17 protein-coding genes are annotated in these 18,381 nt (G+C 28.3%); 11 read left to right on the top strand and 6 right to left on the bottom strand.

The window, feature by feature from the left end:
* Positions 1-238 precede the first annotated feature (238 nt).
* Positions 239-1,045 (top strand): universal stress protein, encoded by an 807-nt coding sequence (locus MHL31_RS03180; RefSeq protein ID WP_240227635.1) that lies wholly within the window; start codon positions 239-241, stop codon positions 1,043-1,045.
* 32 nt (positions 1,046-1,077) lie between these two features.
* Here MHL31_RS03180 and MHL31_RS03185 read toward each other — a convergent pair whose 3' ends face one another.
* Positions 1,078-1,839 carry a bifunctional 2-polyprenyl-6-hydroxyphenol methylase/3-demethylubiquinol 3-O-methyltransferase UbiG gene (locus tag MHL31_RS03185; protein WP_240227636.1) on the bottom strand — a complete coding sequence of 254 codons (762 nt, stop codon included), beginning with the start codon at positions 1,837-1,839 and terminating at the stop codon, positions 1,078-1,080.
* A gap of 168 nt (positions 1,840-2,007) precedes the next feature.
* Between MHL31_RS03185 and MHL31_RS03190 the strand changes: the two genes are divergently transcribed.
* A complete protein-coding gene (locus MHL31_RS03190; protein WP_240227637.1) occupies positions 2,008-3,414 on the top strand; it encodes an FAD-dependent oxidoreductase in 1,407 nt (468 codons plus the stop codon).
* Between the two features lie 116 nt (positions 3,415-3,530).
* On the opposite strand, the gene hxpB is transcribed toward MHL31_RS03190, so the two are convergent.
* Positions 3,531-4,178, bottom strand: a complete 648-nt coding sequence (gene hxpB, locus MHL31_RS03195) for a hexitol phosphatase HxpB (protein WP_240227638.1) — start codon at positions 4,176-4,178, stop codon at positions 3,531-3,533.
* A 3-nt stretch (positions 4,179-4,181) separates the two neighbouring features.
* Positions 4,182-4,919 (bottom strand): NUDIX domain-containing protein, encoded by a 738-nt coding sequence (locus MHL31_RS03200; RefSeq protein WP_240227639.1) that lies wholly within the window; start codon positions 4,917-4,919, stop codon positions 4,182-4,184.
* 412 nt (positions 4,920-5,331) lie between these two features.
* Between MHL31_RS03200 and MHL31_RS03205 the strand changes: the two genes are divergently transcribed.
* Genes MHL31_RS03205 through MHL31_RS03220 form a run of 4 tightly spaced genes read left to right on the top strand, consistent with a single transcriptional unit; the run spans position 5,332 to position 10,255 of the window.
* A complete protein-coding gene (locus tag MHL31_RS03205) occupies positions 5,332-6,102 on the top strand; it encodes a hypothetical protein (protein WP_240227640.1) in 771 nt (256 codons plus the stop codon).
* Between the two features lie 49 nt (positions 6,103-6,151).
* Positions 6,152-7,867 (top strand): cytosine permease, encoded by a 1,716-nt coding sequence (locus MHL31_RS03210; protein ID WP_240227641.1) that lies wholly within the window; start codon positions 6,152-6,154, stop codon positions 7,865-7,867.
* 4 nt (positions 7,868-7,871) lie between these two features.
* A complete protein-coding gene (locus MHL31_RS03215) occupies positions 7,872-9,365 on the top strand; it encodes a mannitol dehydrogenase family protein (protein WP_240227642.1) in 1,494 nt (497 codons plus the stop codon).
* A gap of 8 nt (positions 9,366-9,373) precedes the next feature.
* Positions 9,374-10,255 carry a carbohydrate kinase gene (locus tag MHL31_RS03220; RefSeq protein WP_240227643.1) on the top strand — a complete coding sequence of 294 codons (882 nt, stop codon included), beginning with the start codon at positions 9,374-9,376 and terminating at the stop codon, positions 10,253-10,255.
* 88 nt (positions 10,256-10,343) lie between these two features.
* Here MHL31_RS03220 and MHL31_RS03225 read toward each other — a convergent pair whose 3' ends face one another.
* A complete protein-coding gene (locus MHL31_RS03225) occupies positions 10,344-11,297 on the bottom strand; it encodes a M23 family metallopeptidase (RefSeq protein WP_240227644.1) in 954 nt (317 codons plus the stop codon).
* Positions 11,298-11,698: 401 nt separating this feature from the next.
* On the opposite strand from MHL31_RS03225, the gene MHL31_RS03230 reads away from it, so the two are divergent.
* From MHL31_RS03230 to MHL31_RS03240, 3 genes are all read left to right on the top strand, one after another.
* Complete coding sequence (locus tag MHL31_RS03230; protein WP_240227645.1) at positions 11,699-12,925, top strand: M64 family metallopeptidase; 1,227 nt, start codon at positions 11,699-11,701, stop codon at positions 12,923-12,925.
* 95 nt (positions 12,926-13,020) lie between these two features.
* The gene (locus MHL31_RS03235) at positions 13,021-14,022 is read left to right on the top strand and encodes a metal-dependent hydrolase (protein WP_240227646.1); all 1,002 of its coding nucleotides are present in this window, start codon (positions 13,021-13,023) and stop codon (positions 14,020-14,022) included.
* Between the two features lie 664 nt (positions 14,023-14,686).
* A complete protein-coding gene (locus MHL31_RS03240; RefSeq protein ID WP_240227647.1) occupies positions 14,687-15,286 on the top strand; it encodes a DUF6642 family protein in 600 nt (199 codons plus the stop codon).
* Between the two features lie 605 nt (positions 15,287-15,891).
* Here the strand turns inward: MHL31_RS03240 and MHL31_RS03245 are convergent.
* Positions 15,892-16,491, bottom strand: a complete 600-nt coding sequence (locus MHL31_RS03245; RefSeq protein ID WP_240227648.1) for a bifunctional 2-polyprenyl-6-hydroxyphenol methylase/3-demethylubiquinol 3-O-methyltransferase UbiG — start codon at positions 16,489-16,491, stop codon at positions 15,892-15,894.
* Positions 16,492-16,591: 100 nt separating this feature from the next.
* Between MHL31_RS03245 and MHL31_RS03250 the strand changes: the two genes are divergently transcribed.
* Both MHL31_RS03250 and trxA read left to right on the top strand, forming a co-directional pair.
* The gene (locus MHL31_RS03250; protein WP_240227649.1) at positions 16,592-17,797 is read left to right on the top strand and encodes a multidrug effflux MFS transporter; all 1,206 of its coding nucleotides are present in this window, start codon (positions 16,592-16,594) and stop codon (positions 17,795-17,797) included.
* A gap of 66 nt (positions 17,798-17,863) precedes the next feature.
* Positions 17,864-18,157 (top strand): thioredoxin, encoded by a 294-nt coding sequence (trxA, locus tag MHL31_RS03255; RefSeq protein WP_240227650.1) that lies wholly within the window; start codon positions 17,864-17,866, stop codon positions 18,155-18,157.
* A gap of 38 nt (positions 18,158-18,195) precedes the next feature.
* Here trxA and MHL31_RS03260 read toward each other — a convergent pair whose 3' ends face one another.
* Complete coding sequence (locus tag MHL31_RS03260) at positions 18,196-18,378, bottom strand: CPXCG motif-containing cysteine-rich protein (RefSeq protein WP_240227651.1); 183 nt, start codon at positions 18,376-18,378, stop codon at positions 18,196-18,198.
* Between the last annotated feature and the right edge of the window lie 3 nt (positions 18,379-18,381).

Consider the following 18,381-nt stretch of genomic DNA (forward strand, 5'->3'; position numbering starts at 1 on the left):
GTTTAATAAATAGGTTCTAAATTTATAAATACAATAAAAACTATTTCGCTCTACAATTTGCAAATTGAAGCCTAAATTATTGTGAGTAAATAGCTTATAAAATTTTGTAAAAAATAAATTAAGCATCTATTAAAAACATGCCTCAAACCCTTTATTTTAAAGTATAATTAGCATTGTTTAAATAGTGATTTTAGTGAAATTTTCTTAAATTTGAGTAAATTCAAATCAACCTTAAAAAATGAGTATTTTAGCAGCAACAAATTTTTCGAAAACATCTAATAATGCAGTTTTATATGCGGCTTCTTTAGCCAAGCAATTCAATACAAATTTAATTGTATTTAATGCTTTTAAACTACCGTTACATGCTTCAAACTCAAGAGTAACCGATAGGTTATTTGATGATTTAATGAAAGAAAACACTAATAAATTAAAAAATTTAGCTTTAGATTTAAATAAAAAATTTGATATTGATGTAACGTATAAATGTAGTTATTCTAGTTTAGATGAAGAAGTTGATTCTTTAATGACATCTAATAATTGTCGCTATTTAGTTATTGGAATGTCAACAAAATCTATGGAACAAAATTTACTAGGAAACCCTACAACTACTTTAATTAGTATGAAACGATTTCCGGTATTAGCAGTACCAATTAATGCTAAATTTAATGGAATAAAAAACATACTTTTTGCCTGTGATTTATTAGAAGATATTCCTTTAAAAACCTTAGCTAAATTACGTCAATTAGCAGTTAAGCTAAAATCTGAAGTTACCGTTTTTTATGTTGAACAAAAACTTAACGAATTAAAAGATATAAAAAATGATACTATTGATAAAGGTTTAGAAGATGTAACTCTTTTGTATAAAAATGTACAATCAAATACCGTAATTGAAGCTTTAGAAAACGAGATTAAAAAATCTAATTCCGATTTATTTGTAATGATGCCAAAACATTATGGTTTTTGGGAATCTATTATACACAAAAGCAAAACTAGAGTTATGGCTTCTGGATTAAATATTCCATTATTATCCATTCCAATAAATTAAGATGCTATTTAAGGCTTTTAAACTGCAAAGGTTTACCAAGCTTCTATAATTAAAGCAGGGCTGTTAATAGTATATGGTTCCTGCTTAAAATTTCCATAATAGTTGCAATTATCAAAACCAGCTTTATTTAATAAAAGAGTAAGGTCCTTTTTTAATAAGGGTAATAATTGAATACTGTTTTCTATTATTTGTTGGGTTGCTTTAACAGTTAGTTGGGTATTAAAATCAATTTTATTTTCTAATTCTTGATAGGAATAATTTCGTTCAAAAATAATCTCATCATTTTCTATGAGTGGTAAATGCTTAATGTTTTTTGAAATAATTCTATCATAATTAACTATTTGCAGCAACAATTTTCCATTTGATTTAAGTACTGCTTTTGCTTGTTGTAAAAAATCAGCGACTTCATTTAATGAATTCAAATGAACCAAAGTATTTCCAAAACAAACAACACCATCTATAGAATTTTTAGTGTTCAACGTATTTAATTGAAGCATACTCAATTGTTGAAATTCAACCGGTTTTAATACAGTTTCCTTTGCTTTTAAGGCCGTTTGTATCATTTCAGCATCCATATCAATTCCAAGAACATGTTTGTAATACGCAATCAGTTCAAAAGAGAGTGTTCCAATTCCGCATCCTACATCTATAATAGTAGCATCATTTTCAGGTATTTTGGACTTAACAAAATCAATTTGATTGATATTAACTTTAAAAATATGATGATAATAAGGGGCAATTTGCTGATAAAAACTCATAATTAGTGTATAAGTATCAAATATAATAATTTTCATTCTAAAGTAATAAGCACTTTAGTTCAAGTACCGTAATTTATAAATGTGTATACAGAACAAATCACTTGTACGTAAGTACTTATAAGTTTTAACGTCTAAAAATAAAATTGAATAAAATAGAGATTAAAATCACCGTGATTTAAAATCTATTTTTAAACAACCAAACTTATGAATGATATTTTATTGTATGGAGCCGATTGGTGTCCAGATTGCAGAAGAGCTAAAGCATATTTAAAAGAAAACAATGTAGATTTTACCTTTGTAGACGTAGATTTAGATAAAGAAGCAACAGCAAAAGTTGAAGCTATTAATAATGGAAAACGTATTATACCAACCGTTATTATTAAAGATAAATCGTACACAAATCCTGATAATACCGAATTAGCTGCTGTTTTAGGTTTTAATGAAGTTGGAAACGTACAATTATTTGGTGCAGATTGGTGTCCAGATTGTAGAAGAGCAAAAAGTTTTTTACGAGATAATGGTATTAATTTTGATTTTATTGATGTTGACACATACGATTGGGCAACCGCCAAAGTTGAAGCAATTAATAATGGAAAAAGAATTATTCCAACAATATTAATTGACGATAAACCTTATACAAACCCAGATAATGTTAAGTTAACGGAGCTACTTTCAATAAATATAGAAAAAGAGCATAAAATTTTCGACACTATTATTATTGGTGGAGGAGCCGCAGGATTAACAACATCTATTTATGCACAAAGAGATCGTTTTGATAGTTTAATACTTGAAAAATCAACCATAGGAGGGAACGCCTTTTTAACTGAAAAAATAGAAAACTACCCGGGGTTTCAGTCCATTTCTGGTCCAAAATTAATGGAGAAGATGGAAGAACAAGCAACAACTTATGGAGCGGTAATTAAAACTGGCGAAGAAGTTGTTTCCATAGAAAAACAAAATAATTTATTTTCTATACAAACAAAGAGCACAACATATTTAGGAAAAACAGTGGTTTTAGCAACAGGTTCAACCTATAGAAAGTTAAATATACCAAATGAAGAAGCGTTGATAGGTTCTGGAATTCATTTTTGCGCTACTTGCGATGGTGCTTTTTACAGAGATAAAGATATTATTGTTGTAGGAGGTGGAAATTCAGCGCTGGAAGAAGGTATCTTTTTAGCTGGTTTTTGTAAAAGTGTAAAAATTGTGCATCGTTCAGATGAATTTACAGCATCAGAAACCTATGTTGAAAAATTGAAATCTATCAAAAATATTTCTACATATATGAATAAAACTTCATTGGAATTTCTTTCAAATGAAAAAGGATTATTTAATGGTTTAAAAATAAAGGATAATATTAGTAATGAAGAAGCTGTTATAGAAGCAGATGGTGTATTCATCTTTATAGGATTAATTCCTAATACAAAATCTTTTAAAGCTGTTATAAATCTTGATGAAAGAGGTTTTATTAAAACGACAGCATTAGCACAAACATCGGTTGATGGAATATTTGCCGCTGGAGATTGTAGAGAAGGTGCCATTGCGCAAGTTGCCGCAGCTACAGGAGAAGGTGTTTTAGCGAGTTATGGAATTAGAAATTATTTAAAATAACATATTGAATAACTACTAATAGTAAGCTTTTAATCAGACATAGTTAACTTATTTACAATGGTTTATTTACAAATTAGTAAATAAACCATTGCAATAAAAAAAGTATTAAACTATTATTAGTAATTCTCTAAATAATTTTGGACTTCTAGCATAGATGAAAATAGATGATCTGCTAAAGAAAACCTTGGATCTAAATTATTTTCAGGAATTACAAAAGTATGCATTGATGCTGCTTTAGCAGCAATTAAACCAGTTATACTATCTTCTAAAACAAAGCAATTAGCAATATTTACGCCTAGCTTTTTAGCGGTATTAATGTAAATTGCAGGATGTGGTTTTCCATATACTTCATTATCTGCACTACAAACAACTTTAAAGTATTTAGCAATTGAAAGTCGGTTAAAAACAGCATTAATTACGGGTAGGCTAGAGGAAGTTGCTAATGCAATATTATAATTGTTTGCTGCTAGAAAATCTAAAAGTGTATACAAGCCTTTTTTAGCTTCACCTTTAGTTTGTATTAAATTTATAACTAAATTAATAATCGAGGTTTCAAGTATTTTTGGATTTATAGTTAATTTATGTAATCGACACCAAATTAAAGCAACTTCTTCAATTCTTTTTCCCATTGTATATTTAATACAATCGCTTATAGAAATAGTAATATTGTATTTTAGAAGTGTTTCTATTTGAGCCTGTCTCCAGAGTGGTTCAGAATCGATTATAACGCCATCCATATCAAATATAAATGTGTTTTTTTCCATAAATTAAATATTAATTAAATTGTTTTTCTTAAACATTTTTTCATAAATATCTTTACTAAACATATACAATCTAGCAGGTTTATTAGTAACCCCAACTTGTTTTTCGTCTAAAGGAATAATATATTTTTTATTAATTAACTTTCTTCTAAAATTACGGTTATCAATTTCTATTTCAAGTATACATTGATATAAATCTTGTAATTCATTAATTGTAAATTTATCAGGTAATAATTCAAAAACTATAGGTTTATATGTTGCTTTCGATTTTAAATCTTCATACGCTTGATTGATAATTTCTAAGTGATCAAAACCTAATTTTGGAAGATTTTTTATTGGAAACCATTGGGCGTTGTACTTATTATCTTTCAAATTCACTTCATTAGTTTGAAGTAAAAAATAATATGCTACTGTTATTGTTCTTAAATTAAAATTTTCACTTTTAGCCCAAATAATATCCTTTTCATTTAATAACCTATTTGGGTTTCCAAAAGATTTAAACTGTTTTTTATAAAGATTATCTAATCCTGTTAATTCTTTTAAAATCCTTGTTGCTGTTTCATCAAGCTTTTCATTTTCATAAACATGATAACCTGTAAGTACAAAATCGTCTACTAATAATTTATTCGTTGCTGAATCTTTTAATTGCCGTTGAATTAATAATACATTTAACGATTTAGTTTTAGCATCATAACCAAAAATTACACAATCTACAGATACATTAGGAATTATTTTAGATGTCATATTTATATAAATTTTAAATAATAATTTATGCTGTTATTATTTTTTGCAATATTAAAAATAGTTTTTTTCATAAAAAAACAAATCGATTAAAAGGTGTTAAACGTCATTATAACGCTATATTTCACTAAACCTGCCGCAAAGTTAATAAAACGTTTTAGTATATCAAAATAGTTCACTATAACGCTAATATAGAACATTTTTTTTCTAAAAATTAGGTTTATTAAAATATTTTTTTCTACTTTTGAAGTATAAACGTCATAATGACGTTAACTTGTAATAAAAAAGATTACAGCTAGATTAATTAAATTAAAAATTAAAATTTATGCTATCAACATTTAAAAATCCAATAACGCAGCATTCTAATAAATTTACGATAACTAGTTTTAAAAATTTTCTACTTGTATTTATAATAATGCAAAATATTAGTTATTTAAATGCTCAAGAAAAGAGTATAAATACATATAAGCCTATTACTGCCAGTGCACACATAAAAAACATGCACACTTGGCATGGATCTGTAGTTCACCCTGGAGCTATTTTTGCAACCAGTTTAGAATACAATTCTCGTAATTCAAAATTTACATTTGGTCTATGGGGTGGAGCTGGATTTAGCAGTACAGATGTATTTAATAGTTATACACAACAACATGTAAGCGCTAATTATAAAGAAGTTTCGATTTATACTGCTTATCGTTTTTCAGATGCCTTTTTTATTGAAGCAGTTTCACATAATAATTATACAGGTGTTGAAGAACGTGGAGATGAATTAAATTTTTGGAGTTATGATAAAACACAAGGTTACAATTTTGTAGATATAAATTTTGGTGTGAATGTTTCTAAAAATACTTCATTATATTTAGCTACAATATTAGGTGGAGGATCAGGAGATTATGAAATTAAAGCAGATGGTTCTTATAAAGATTCTTGGACACATTATTTAGAAATAAAAAGTAAAATTTGGGAAAAAGAAGATTATAAATTAACGCTTTTTGCTGGAGGTGCTTGGTCTTTTATAACAGATAAAACCTTTTATACCGAAAGTAAAGGAAATCTTATTAATGTAGGAGCAACTTTTGGTCAAAACATTAATTTGGGTAGCTATAAAATACCAGTAGAAGTTATGGCTATGTGGAATCCTGAAAAGAAAAAAACAATTCTTCAACTTGATTTAACCCTATTCTAAACACTATAAATAAAACCAAATATAAATAAGAATTATAAAAACTATTAGTATGGAAACATCCAATAATTACCAGCAGTTTAACAATTTAGAAGCAGAGCAATTACCGGTTGCAAAACATAAATTACATAATTGGACTCATTTTGCAGGTCTGTATGCCGCTGAGCATGTTGCTGCTACAGAATTTGTTATTGGAGCAACTTTTGTTGCTTTAGGAGCAACAACTAAAGATATTATTTTAGGATTATTAATAGGTAATATTTTAGCTGTTTTAAGTTGGACACTTATTACTTCTCCAATTGCAGTTGAAACACGATTAAGTTTATACACTTACCTTAATAAAATAGCAGGAGATTCTATGACTAAGCTTTACAATTGGGCAAATGTTATAATTTTTACGGTTATTTCCGCAGCTATGATCACCGTATCTGCAACAGCAGTGCGTTTTGCATTTAATATTCCTGCACAACTCAATTGGTATCCAACAAATTTATGGTTTATAGCAATAGTTTTAGTTGTAGGCTCTGTTGTGGTATCAATAGCAATATATGGTTTTAAATCAGTATCAGAGTTTTCTGGAATTTGTGCTCCTTGGCTTTTTGTAATGTTTACTTGTGGTGCATTTGTTCTTTTACCAGCATTATCTCTAGAAGTATTAGAAAAAACAATACCAAGCGGATGGAACGATTTTATAACATTAGGAGACAAATCTATATGGACTGGTGTTAATAGTAATGGAGAACCAGGTATCGGTTTAACAGAAGTTATTGGTTTTGCTTGGGCTGCAAATACGATTACACATTTTGGACTTATAGATATGGCTTTATTACGCTTTGCTAAAAAGAAATCGTACGGATTAGCTACAAGTACAGGAATGATGTTTGGGCATTATGTTGCTTGGATTTCAGCAGGAATTATGGGAGCTGGAGCTGCTGTAATTATTGGAAAATCTATTGTTGAGCTAGATCCAGGTGATGTTGCTTATTATGCATTAGGTTGGTCTGGTTTTGTTATTGTAATTGTAGCTGGTTGGACCACTGCAGTTGCAAATCTTTACAGAGCAGGTTTAGCGGCACAAGCTATATTTAAAAATCATTCACGTAAAAAAACAACTATAGTAGTTGGTTTAGTAACTATGATTGTTGCTTGTTTTCCTTTTGTATTTTCTCAAATGCTTCCGTTATTAACTTATGCTGGGTTATTAGTAGTACCAGTAGGTGCCATTGTATTTGCCGAACATCAAATTTTCCCTAGAATTGGATATACCAGATATTGGGCACAGTACCTTGAATTAACATTTAGCACACCTGCAATTGCGTCTTGGGCTTTAGGACTAATATTTGGTTTTGGTTTAAACGCTTTAAATGTAATGTCATTCTTTTATCTATTTATTCCAACTTGGATATTTACCATACTTGTTTATACTTTTTTAGCTGGACGATATGGAGCAAAAAGAAAATATCCTGAAGCTGAAGAAAAAGAAAAATTACGAAATATAGATATTGTTAAGTTTCAAGAAGAACAAGCAAAAGAAGAAGTTGTGCATGTAAAAGACACTTCACTTTTTACAAAAATATTAAGAAGTATATCATTACTTGTTTTACTTATTACTGTAGTCTTGGCTTGCAATGTTTTATTTGGTAGTTCAGATGAAGCTATTTATATAAAAAACCGTGAAATCTTTTATCAATACGCATTTATTTGTACCTTAACTTACTTTATTACTGCATATTGGGCGCTTAAACGTGGAAAAACTCAAAACTCATAATATCATGAAAAATATAATTAATCTTAATCAAAATAATTTGGCAAAAATTGCCAATCGTATTGCTTGTCCTAAATACAATAGAAGTGACATAAAAACAGGAATAGTACATGTTGGTATTGGTGGTTTTCATAGAGCTCATGAAGCTTTTTACACAGACCAATTATTACACGATGAATCTGTTAAAGATTGGGGAATTTGTGGTGTAGCCTTGTTAGATTTTGATACAAAAATTTACAATACACTTAAAGAACAAGATGGTTTATACACTTTAATTGTAAAAGAATTGGATGGTTCTTTTACAAAAAGAGTAATTGGTTCTATAGTTGACTATTTATTTGCACCAGAAAATCCTTCAAAAGTAATTGAAAAAATGGCGAGTCCAGATGTTAAAATTATAACATTAACTATTACTGAAGGTGGTTATAATTACAATGAAGCAACAAAAGCCTTTGATTTTGACAATCCTTTAATTCAACATGATTTAGAGCATCCACAAGCACCAAAAACCATTTTTGGATATTTAACCGAAGCATTAAAATTAAGACAAGAAAGAGGTTTAAAAGGAATAACTATTCAATCTTGTGATAATATACAAGGTAACGGACATATGGCTAAAAATATGCTTTTAAGTTATGTTAAAAAAGCAGCACCTGAATTGGTTTCTTGGATAGAAAATAATGTATCGTTTCCAAATAGTATGGTAGATAGAATTACACCAGCAACATCTCCAACAGATATTTCAAATTTAGTAGAAACATCAGGAATTGAAGATGCTTGGCCAGTAGTTTGCGAACCGTTTAAACAATGGGTTATAGAAGATGATTTTATAGCAGGAAGACCTGCTTGGGAAAAGGTTGGCGCTCAATTTGTAGAAGACGTTGTACCTTTTGAAAAAATGAAATTAAGTTTGTTAAATGCTGGACATTCTGTGTTAGGTATTTTAGGTGATTTAATGGGGTACGCAACTATAGATGAATCGGTTCATAATAATGAAATAAAAAAGTTTTTAACTAATTATATGAATATTGAAGTTACTCCAACTTTAGCCGGTTTAGAAGGTGTTAATTTAGATGAATACAAACAATCTTTATTACAACGCTTTGGAAATATTTATATAAAAGATCAAATAGATAGAATTTGTTCAGAAAGTTCAGCAAAATTCCCAATATTTATTTTACCAACGGTACATAAACAATTAGAAAAAAATGGATCGGTTGAATTTGCATCATTTGTAGTGGCTGCTTGGGCAATTTATAGCTTAGGAAAAAATGAAAATGGTAAACCGTTACTTATTAAAGATGCTATGAAAGCTATATTAAATGAAAAAGCAATATTGGCAAAAGAAAACCCGGAAGCATTTTTAGAAATAGCATCTATTTTTGGAAAATTAAAAGATTCAAAAATATTTGTAAATGCATACACAAAAGCTTATACTAATATTGTTAAATATGGTGTAGAAAAATGTGTTATCGCTATTAATAATAAAGTTGATAAATAATTTGTTTTATGAAAAATTTAGTTTGTTTTGGTGAGGTTTTATGGGATGTATTTCCAAATCATAAAAAAATTGGTGGTGCACCTTTAAATGTAGCTTTAAGATTGCAATCTTTAGAAAATAATGTTTCTATAATTACTAGAATAGGAGATGATTCCGACGGAATGGAAATAAAAGAATTTATTAAAAAGAGAGGTGTTCAGATAGATAATATTCAAATTGATTCGAAATTAAAAACTGGGGAAGTAGCCGTTGAATTAAACAAAAAAGGTTCAGCAACTTATACAATAAATTTTCCTAGAGCTTGGGACAATATTCAATTGACAGAAAAAACTAAGGAAATTACTAAAAAATCAGATGCATTTATTTTTGGAAGTTTAATAGCACGAAACGATGCTTCAAAAAACACCTTGTATGAACTTTTAAAAATTGCGAAATATAAAATTTTCGACATTAATTTAAGAGCACCTCATTACACCTTAGAAGTATTGAATTACTTAATGAATGAAGCCGATTTTATTAAGTTTAACGATGATGAAATTTTTGAAATAGCCGAAGCTTTACATTTTAAAACTGAATCTTTAGAAGATACAATTAAATTTATTGCAACTCAAACAAATACAAAGTCTATTTGTGTTACAAAAGGTCGTCATGGAGCAATATTGTATTGCAATAACACCTTTTATTACAATCCTGGTTATAAAATAGTTGTTGTAGATACAGTAGGAGCAGGGGATTCTTTTTTAGCTTCATTAACAGATAAATTATTGAGAGGAAATTCACCTCAAGAAGCATTAAATTTTGCTTCTGCTGTTGGAGCTATAGTAGCCAGTAACGAAGGTGCAAATCCAGAAATTAAAAAAGAAGCTATTGCTGAATTTATCAATATTTAATTAAAGTAGTGCATTTTGGCAATTTAACGTTATTGTTAAAATGCACTTACTAAAATAATAAGAGAAATATTCTTAATAATTACTCGTATTATTTAACTAAAATTAATTTCTGACCAATTCTAAGCGTGCTTGTTTTTTTAATAGCATTGGTTTTACAAATTGAAGTTATAGAAACGTGGTGTCTGTTAGAAATTCTAGACAGTGTATCACCTCGTTTAACTATATACAATTCTTTCTGTTTTATTTCACTTTGTAAAGCTTCATCATAAGTACTGCAAACGGTAATATTACTTGTTCGTTTAGAACTATGATTGTATGCTGTTACCCAATTTTTAGTAACCCAAATATTTTCAGCTCTTACTATATTTTCTTCACCAAAATCAAATAAATATTCAGGATTTATATGATTTCCTTTATAATTAACTTCTAAGTGTAAATGACTTCCTCTAGAATTTCCTGAATTACCACCTTTACCTATAATTTCACCTTTTAAAACAATATCATTAACTTTTACCAATCGTTTAGATAAGTGTGCATACACTGTTTCTAACCCGTTAAAATGGCGTATTACAATAACTTTTCCGTGACCTCTATTATAACCTACATAACGTACTTTACCGTCAAGTATAGCGAACACATTGTCTCCAGTAACTAAATCTATATCAATGCCATAATGAGATCTTCCATTTCGCCAACCATAATGTGATGTAATTACTTTTTTTCGTTCTATAGGAGAACTATAAACAGTATCAGAAAATTTTATATTGAAAGGTTCAATTATAGCTTCTCTTTTGTAGGGATTAATAACTGAAGTGTCCCAATTTTCTGTTAACCAAACATTTGGTATAGTATCTTTTTTTGAAGCAATTAGAGAGTCTTGTACTATACTAGTACTCACCGAATCTATTTTAACGTCTTTTTTTAGTTTAGAAATTTCTGATAGAATAATTGAATCTATTTCAGTATTAAAGTTATCATTATTCTGTGCATAATTTGTAAAACAAGAACAAAATAAAATTAAGAATATATATAATGGTTTCATATAAAATTAAAAATCAAGTATATTTAAATACTGTGCAAAAATAATAGAAAAGATTGTGTTTTTTCTTAAAAATTTCTAAAATTAAAAACTAATAGATTTAATAAATAAAAGGTTATATTATGAAAACAATTTTGAACGGTATACATTTAAGTTTACTAATAATATTCTAAATTTGGAGTTGGTTTCTAATTTTGATAGAATCTGAACTAGAAAAGATTATTATTACATTTAAAGTGAATAGAATACATACAAAATAGAACTATCAATTAGTACACATCATAACATATGTAAAACATTTTCAATTAAGAAATTCAAAATAAATGAAACAGTTCAAAATCAAGAAATTTATAAATATTAGAACACTTATATTAATCACTTGTATACTATCATTTAATCAAATAATGGCTCAAAAAATAATATTTGAAGAATATTTTGAAGAAGCTACATTAAGATTTGATTATCACCATGCTGGTACAGATACTACGGAAGTTATTTATCCTGAAGAATATAGTAAAGAAAAATATTGGTCTGGTAGTAAAAAGCATTTAATTTCTCCATTTGATTACGGTAAGTATAAAGTTGTTGTTAAAGATGCTAAAACTAAAACAATCATATATTCAAATGGTTACTCTACTTTATTTATGGAATGGCAAACAACTCCAGAGGCAAAGAAAATAAGGAAATCTTACTATGAAAGTGTAAATGTTCCATTTCCTAAGAATAAGATAATTTTAGAAATAAATAGCATAGATAAAAGCCAAAAATGGACTAATATTTATTCAGAAGAAATAGATCCTGCTAATTATTTTATAAAAAATGAAAATGCATTTACATATAAGGTAGAAGAAATTCAAGTGAATAATTCTCCAAACAAAGCACTTGATATTTTATTTTTACCTGAGGGATATACGGAGAATGAAATGGATAAATTTATTGCAGATGTTACACGGTTAAAGTCCTCTTTATTTAAAGTTAAACCTTTTAATGAATTCAAAAATAGTATAAATATTAGAGCTGTACTTGCTCCATCTAAAGAAAGCGGTACTGATATTCCAGGAGAAGGAATTTGGAAAAAAACTGCTTTAAACACCAATTTCTATACTTTTGATAGTGAACGTTACTTAACTACAAAAGACATAAAATCCATAAAAGATATAGCAGGAGTTAGTTATTACGACCAAATTTATATTTTAGTAAATACCGATAAATATGGTGGCGGTGCTATTTATAATTTCTATAATTTATGTACATCTGATAATGAATTTACAGAAGAAGTTTTTAGCCACGAATTTGGCCATGGATTGGCTTGGCTTGCAGACGAATATTACTATGATGATGATATGAGTTCTTTTTATGATACAACTTTAGAACCTAGAGAAGAAAACATAACAACACTTGTTAATTTTGATAAAAAATGGAAAAATAAACTTCCAAAAAAATTAGAATTTCCAACAAAAGCTTCACCTAAAAATCTAACTAAAATAGGTGTTTATGAAGGAGGTGGCTATACATCAAAGGGTGTTTATAGGGCTTTTCAAGAATGTAAAATGAAATCTAACAGTACCAAAGAGTATTGTGAAGTTTGTGAAGAAACAATAGTTAAGGTGTTAGAATATTACAGTGAATAGTACTGAATAATCTCATTTACACTTCAAAAAACAACTTGAAATTACGGAGTATTTATTTTAAATTATATTTGTAGCAACTTCTTAAAAAACATTTTTTGGATTCATTAACTCAAATTGTTCTTGGTGCTGCAGTAGGAAATGCTGTTTTAGGTAAAAAAATAGGAAATAAAGCCCTGTTTTACGGTGCTATTGCTGGTACCATACCAGATTTAGATGTGGTAGTTGGAAAGTTTACAGACACCATAACCGCCATAGAATGGCATCGTGGAATTAGTCATTCTATTCTGTTTTGCATTGTTATGAGTCCACTTTTAGGTTGGCTGGTAAATAAGCTGGAACGGAAATTAAATCTAGATTGGAAACCCTGGGCAAAACTCTTTTTTTGGGGCTTATTTACACATTCGCTTTTAGATGCTTTTACTACTTGGGGTACACAACTGTTTTGGCCGCTGGATATTCATTTAGCTTTTAATTCCATTTTTGTAATCGATCCGCTGTATACATTGCCTTTTTTGGTGTTTACCATAATTGCAATGTGTTATAAACGGACTTCAAAAAAAAGACACCTTTTCAACAATTTAGGATTAATACTATCTTCCTGTTATTTATTAATTGCAGTGGCTGTTAAATTTGTTGTGACACATAAATTTGAAGCCGCTTTACAAAAACAAGGAATTGAATATTCTGAAATCAGTACACGTCCGTCACCAATGAACATTATACTTTGGAATGCCAATATAGCAACCGAAGATAGTTATTTGATAAGTGATTATTCCTTTTTTGATACTGCACCAATAATATTTACAGTTTATCCTAAAAATCGTAAAGATTCAACACCGTTGATGCAATACCCCAATGTGAAACGATTAATTGCCATTAGTAAAGGTTGGTTTATTTTAGAACAAAAAGACCATAACTGGTATTTTAACGATTTACGATTTGGATTACTTCCACAAAAAAATAAAGAACCTGTTTTTGTGTTTTCATATCTGCTTAAAGAAACCAATGGTATAATTACAGCTACTGAACTACCTAAAAATGAAAGAGATGCACAATTTATGCTATCTAATTTATGGCAACGCATTAAAGGGATTTAAATTTCTCAATACTCAGCAGTTTAGTTTCTGCTTGACTGGGAATCTGTTGATATAAAAGGTGGGGGTGAAGTGGTGACTTTTATATTTCATTCATTTCTTTTATGCCAAAAGAAACGAACCAAAGAAAAGGGCACAACCAGATAGGAATTGCAAGCACCGTTTGCCAAACTCAGCGCTCCTTACCAGTCGCTGAATCTCTGAGCTTTGTCTGCACTATTCTTACTGGTTGAAACTTCCAAATGATATTTACAGTTTTATTATTTTGTTTAGTTTAAACAATAAGCTTTTTACATTGTTCTCCTAAACACGTTTAAGCATCTTAATTTTATAATTTAAAACTAAATGCTAATTACGTAGTCTTCGGCCTATCGAATAGTTATCGTAAAATTTGAAGTGAAAGCATCGTAAAATTTCAAGCTGTTTGAGTTCAACGAATTAATATCGCTATTCAAATTACAATAACGAGTCATTGAAATTTAGATGCCGAACGAAAAATTTAGATAAGTATTCGTAAGCTTAGATTTTTGGTTACTTTTCATCAATGGAAAAGTAATATTAAAAAGCCTAAGCATATAGTTTCCATGTATTTTTTATAAAATTACTGAAAAGAATAAAAGAGTTATATTATTTTTGTGTTTTATTTATTTTATATAAAACCTGAAATTTGTTAAAGAAAACTCAACAATTACCCCAAGAACAATTTATAGATACAGATTATTTTATTTACTGTTTAGAAGCTATTCATGATATAGAAACTGACAAGGTTACCGAAGCACAAAAAAGCTTAGAACATTTGAGCAGACAATATGGAGTAGCCAGTATTTACAATACATGCGATACCATTGAAGGTTTAGAAACTAGCTTAAATGCATTGGTCTTGGATGATCATAATTTTAAAAACTATGAAATAATCTATTTGGTTATAGCAGGTGAAGCAAATAGTATTTGTTTAAATAACTACTACTATAGTTTGCAAGAAATTGCAGAAATTTTTGAAGGAAGTTTAGAAGGGAAGATTTTACATTTTTCAAATGCAAAAATTCTAGATTTAGACGAAGAAGAAGCGCAATATTTTTTGGATATAACTGGCGCTAAAGCTGTTTCTGGCTACGGTAACAAATACAATGGAATAACTAGTTCAAATCTTGATATGGCATTTTTTAATTTATTTAACGAAGATGAGAATATGTTTGATGTTGTTGAAGAGTTGCATCAAAAACATTACAAAGTATGTAAACTACTTGATTTTAGATTGTATTATTAAACTTTAGAAGATAATTTGATTGACAAACTAAAAATTTAGTTTTATAATATTATGTTAAATAGAAGTAGAGCATTATTACCAAAATAATGATGCGTAGGCAAAATAGCCTTAAAAACTTTAGACAAAACAATCGGCGAATGAGCGTACTTATTTAGGCGTATAACAATACATAATTTTTGATAGTTCATATTTTAGACCTAATTGTAAATAAACTTAAGAAACCATAGCTACAAATTAATAAACAAGAACTTTGCTGAGAATAGTATATTTGAAAATTATTTAATTTATATACAGAATATCGTTAAGAAAACGAATGCTTCAAATATTAGCATAATAAAATTATAGATTCAAATGTTTTTAAACAATGCTTAGCAAAGAAAACAAAATATAGAATTATAACTACACAACTAAATTATTCTAACGAGGCCACAATTAGCTTGTACATAATCATAAACGATATAAAACACTACGTGTTGATTATATCTATGATTATGTAAAATATCGCCCAAAAGCGCTATTTCTCTAATTGTTATAAAATGTACTATAATTTATATTATGTTAAATAGAGTTTTTAAAACACTATATTGCATACTCTTTAATAATATCTATTGTTTTTGAATCACTAATGTGCTCATACTTCTTTTTTGATGAACGATGGTAGTTTTTAAATCTTCTATTAATTTTATGTTTGTATTTTTAAATAAATCATCCAAAAGTGTTTGTGTTAATAAAAATCGTGTTGATCCGTCTGGTAAATTATAAACACCATTAGAAATTAATTCAACTTGGTTTTCTAATCCAAAATTTGAAGCCATTCGTATTAATAAAGTTCCCTGAGGTTTTAATATTCGAAGTAATTCTTGAAACATTTTTAAAAAATGGCTTAAATCTTCTGCAAAATGTAATACGGCATTACAAATAATATGATTAAAATAAGCTGTCTTATAAGGCATTTCATCTACAGAAGCTACAGTAAAATTATCTTTTTGTTGTGAATACAATTCTTTACAATATTGAATACTACTGCTATCATTGTCAGAACCATAAATTTTAAAGCCTGCATTATAAAACCATTTTAAATTTCTACCCTTTCCACAACCTGCGTCTAATATAACGGCACCTTGTTGGTAGTTTTCCTTTAGTATTTGATCTAAAATATAAATATCAACTCCTCCAATATTTTCTTTTAATAATGCAATATCCATAATTTTTATTTAGGTGTACAAATTACAAATTCTTATGGTTAGATCAGTTTTTACTATAAAAAAAAGTTATATGGTAATACAATTCTATTACATTTGCAGAATGCTTAAAAATAAGATTTCTCAATTTGAATTTATTGCATTAATGGCCGCATTAATGTCTGTTGTTGCGCTTGCAATTGATGCATTACTTCCAGCTTTAGACATTATTGGCGCTTCTATTGGAACTAAATCTAATAATGAAAATCAACTTTTAATTATTATGATATTTTTAGGTTTGGGTATTGGCCCTTTATTATTTGGTCCTATTTCAGATTCAATAGGCAGAAAACCAGTTGTTTATATTGGTTTTTCAATATTTGTTATTGCTAGTTTTATCTGTATTAATGCGCAATCTATTGAAGTAATGATTGTTGGTAGAATTCTTCAAGGTGTTGGTCTTTCTGCTCCAAGAACTATTAGCATTGCAATTGTAAGAGACACTTATAATGGCGATTATATGGCTAGAATTATGTCGTTTATTACGGTAGTTTTTTTACTAGTACCTATTATAGCACCTGCATTGGGTAAACTTGCTTTAGAAATGTATAATTGGGAGGCTATTTTTTATTTTCAATTGGTAATAGTAGTAGTTGTTTCAATATGGTTTTGGTTTCGTCAACCTGAAACATTACACCCTGAATATCGTATAAAATTTACAAGAACTCTCGCTATTGATGGAGCTAAAGAAATATTTAAATTCAAAGAAACTATTGGATATACTCTTATTTCAGGCTTTATTACAGGATCTTTTATGGTATATTTAAGTACTTCACAACAAATTTTTCAACATCAATATAATTTAGCAAATGAATTTCCATTTATCTTTGCTGGCTTAGCAATTTCTATGGGTGCTGCTAGTCTTTCTAATGGTTCTGTTGTGATTAAGTTTGGAATGAAACGATTGGCAACTATTGCTTTATATACATTTTTTGGTGTTTCTTTTCTCTATGTTTTACTATTTTTTAATAGTGAAAATCCAAGAATTGAAATTCTATTAGTGTTTTTTGCGCTTCAATTTTTCTCAATCGGATTCCTTTTTGGAAATTTAAGAGCTTTAGCAATGCAACCAATTGCACATGTTGCAGGAATTGGTGCGGCAATAACTGGTTTTATTTCTACTATTATGGCTGTTCCAATTAGTACATTAATTGGTAGATATGTAAATAATACCGCCCTACCCCTTTTTATTGGTTTTTGTATTTGTAGTTTTATAGCTATTTTAATTACGCTTTATTTAAACCGTAGTTTAAATAAAAATATCAGCTAAACACTTCCTTTTAATTAAATATTTAAAGTAAATTTTGTAATTTTAGTAGTATAAAATCTATAAATTATGAAAAAGTCTTTTAACGAAATAGTAAATCAAGAAGTACCTGTATTAGTTGATTTTTATGCAGATTGGTGTGGTCCTTGTAAATCAATGGCTCCAGTTTTAAAACAGTTAAAAAGTGAATTAAAAGATACTGTAAAAATTATAAAAATAAATGTAGATACCAATCAAACATTGGCTGCTAAGTATCAAGTTCAAGGTGTGCCTACGTTTATGGTTTTTAAAAATGGTAAACAAACTTGGAGACAATCTGGAATGCAATCTATATCACAATTAAAACAAGTATTAAGTACTTAAATAGTTTAACTTCAATTATTTATATGTAATATTTTCAATTATTGTTCAATATTTAAAATATTTAAAGCAATTAATTCTGAATTATTAAATACAGGGTTTATTTCAATAGGATTGCAACAAATTTCGCAATCTTCAATATATGTTTGATTATGCACTGAAGTATCAAATAGCATAGAAATTTCTTCCCAACAATATGGACATTGAAAAAAGTGCTCTTCCATAAA

It is taken from the genome of Lutibacter sp. A80, assembly GCF_022429645.1.
Taxonomy (GTDB): domain Bacteria; phylum Bacteroidota; class Bacteroidia; order Flavobacteriales; family Flavobacteriaceae; genus Lutibacter.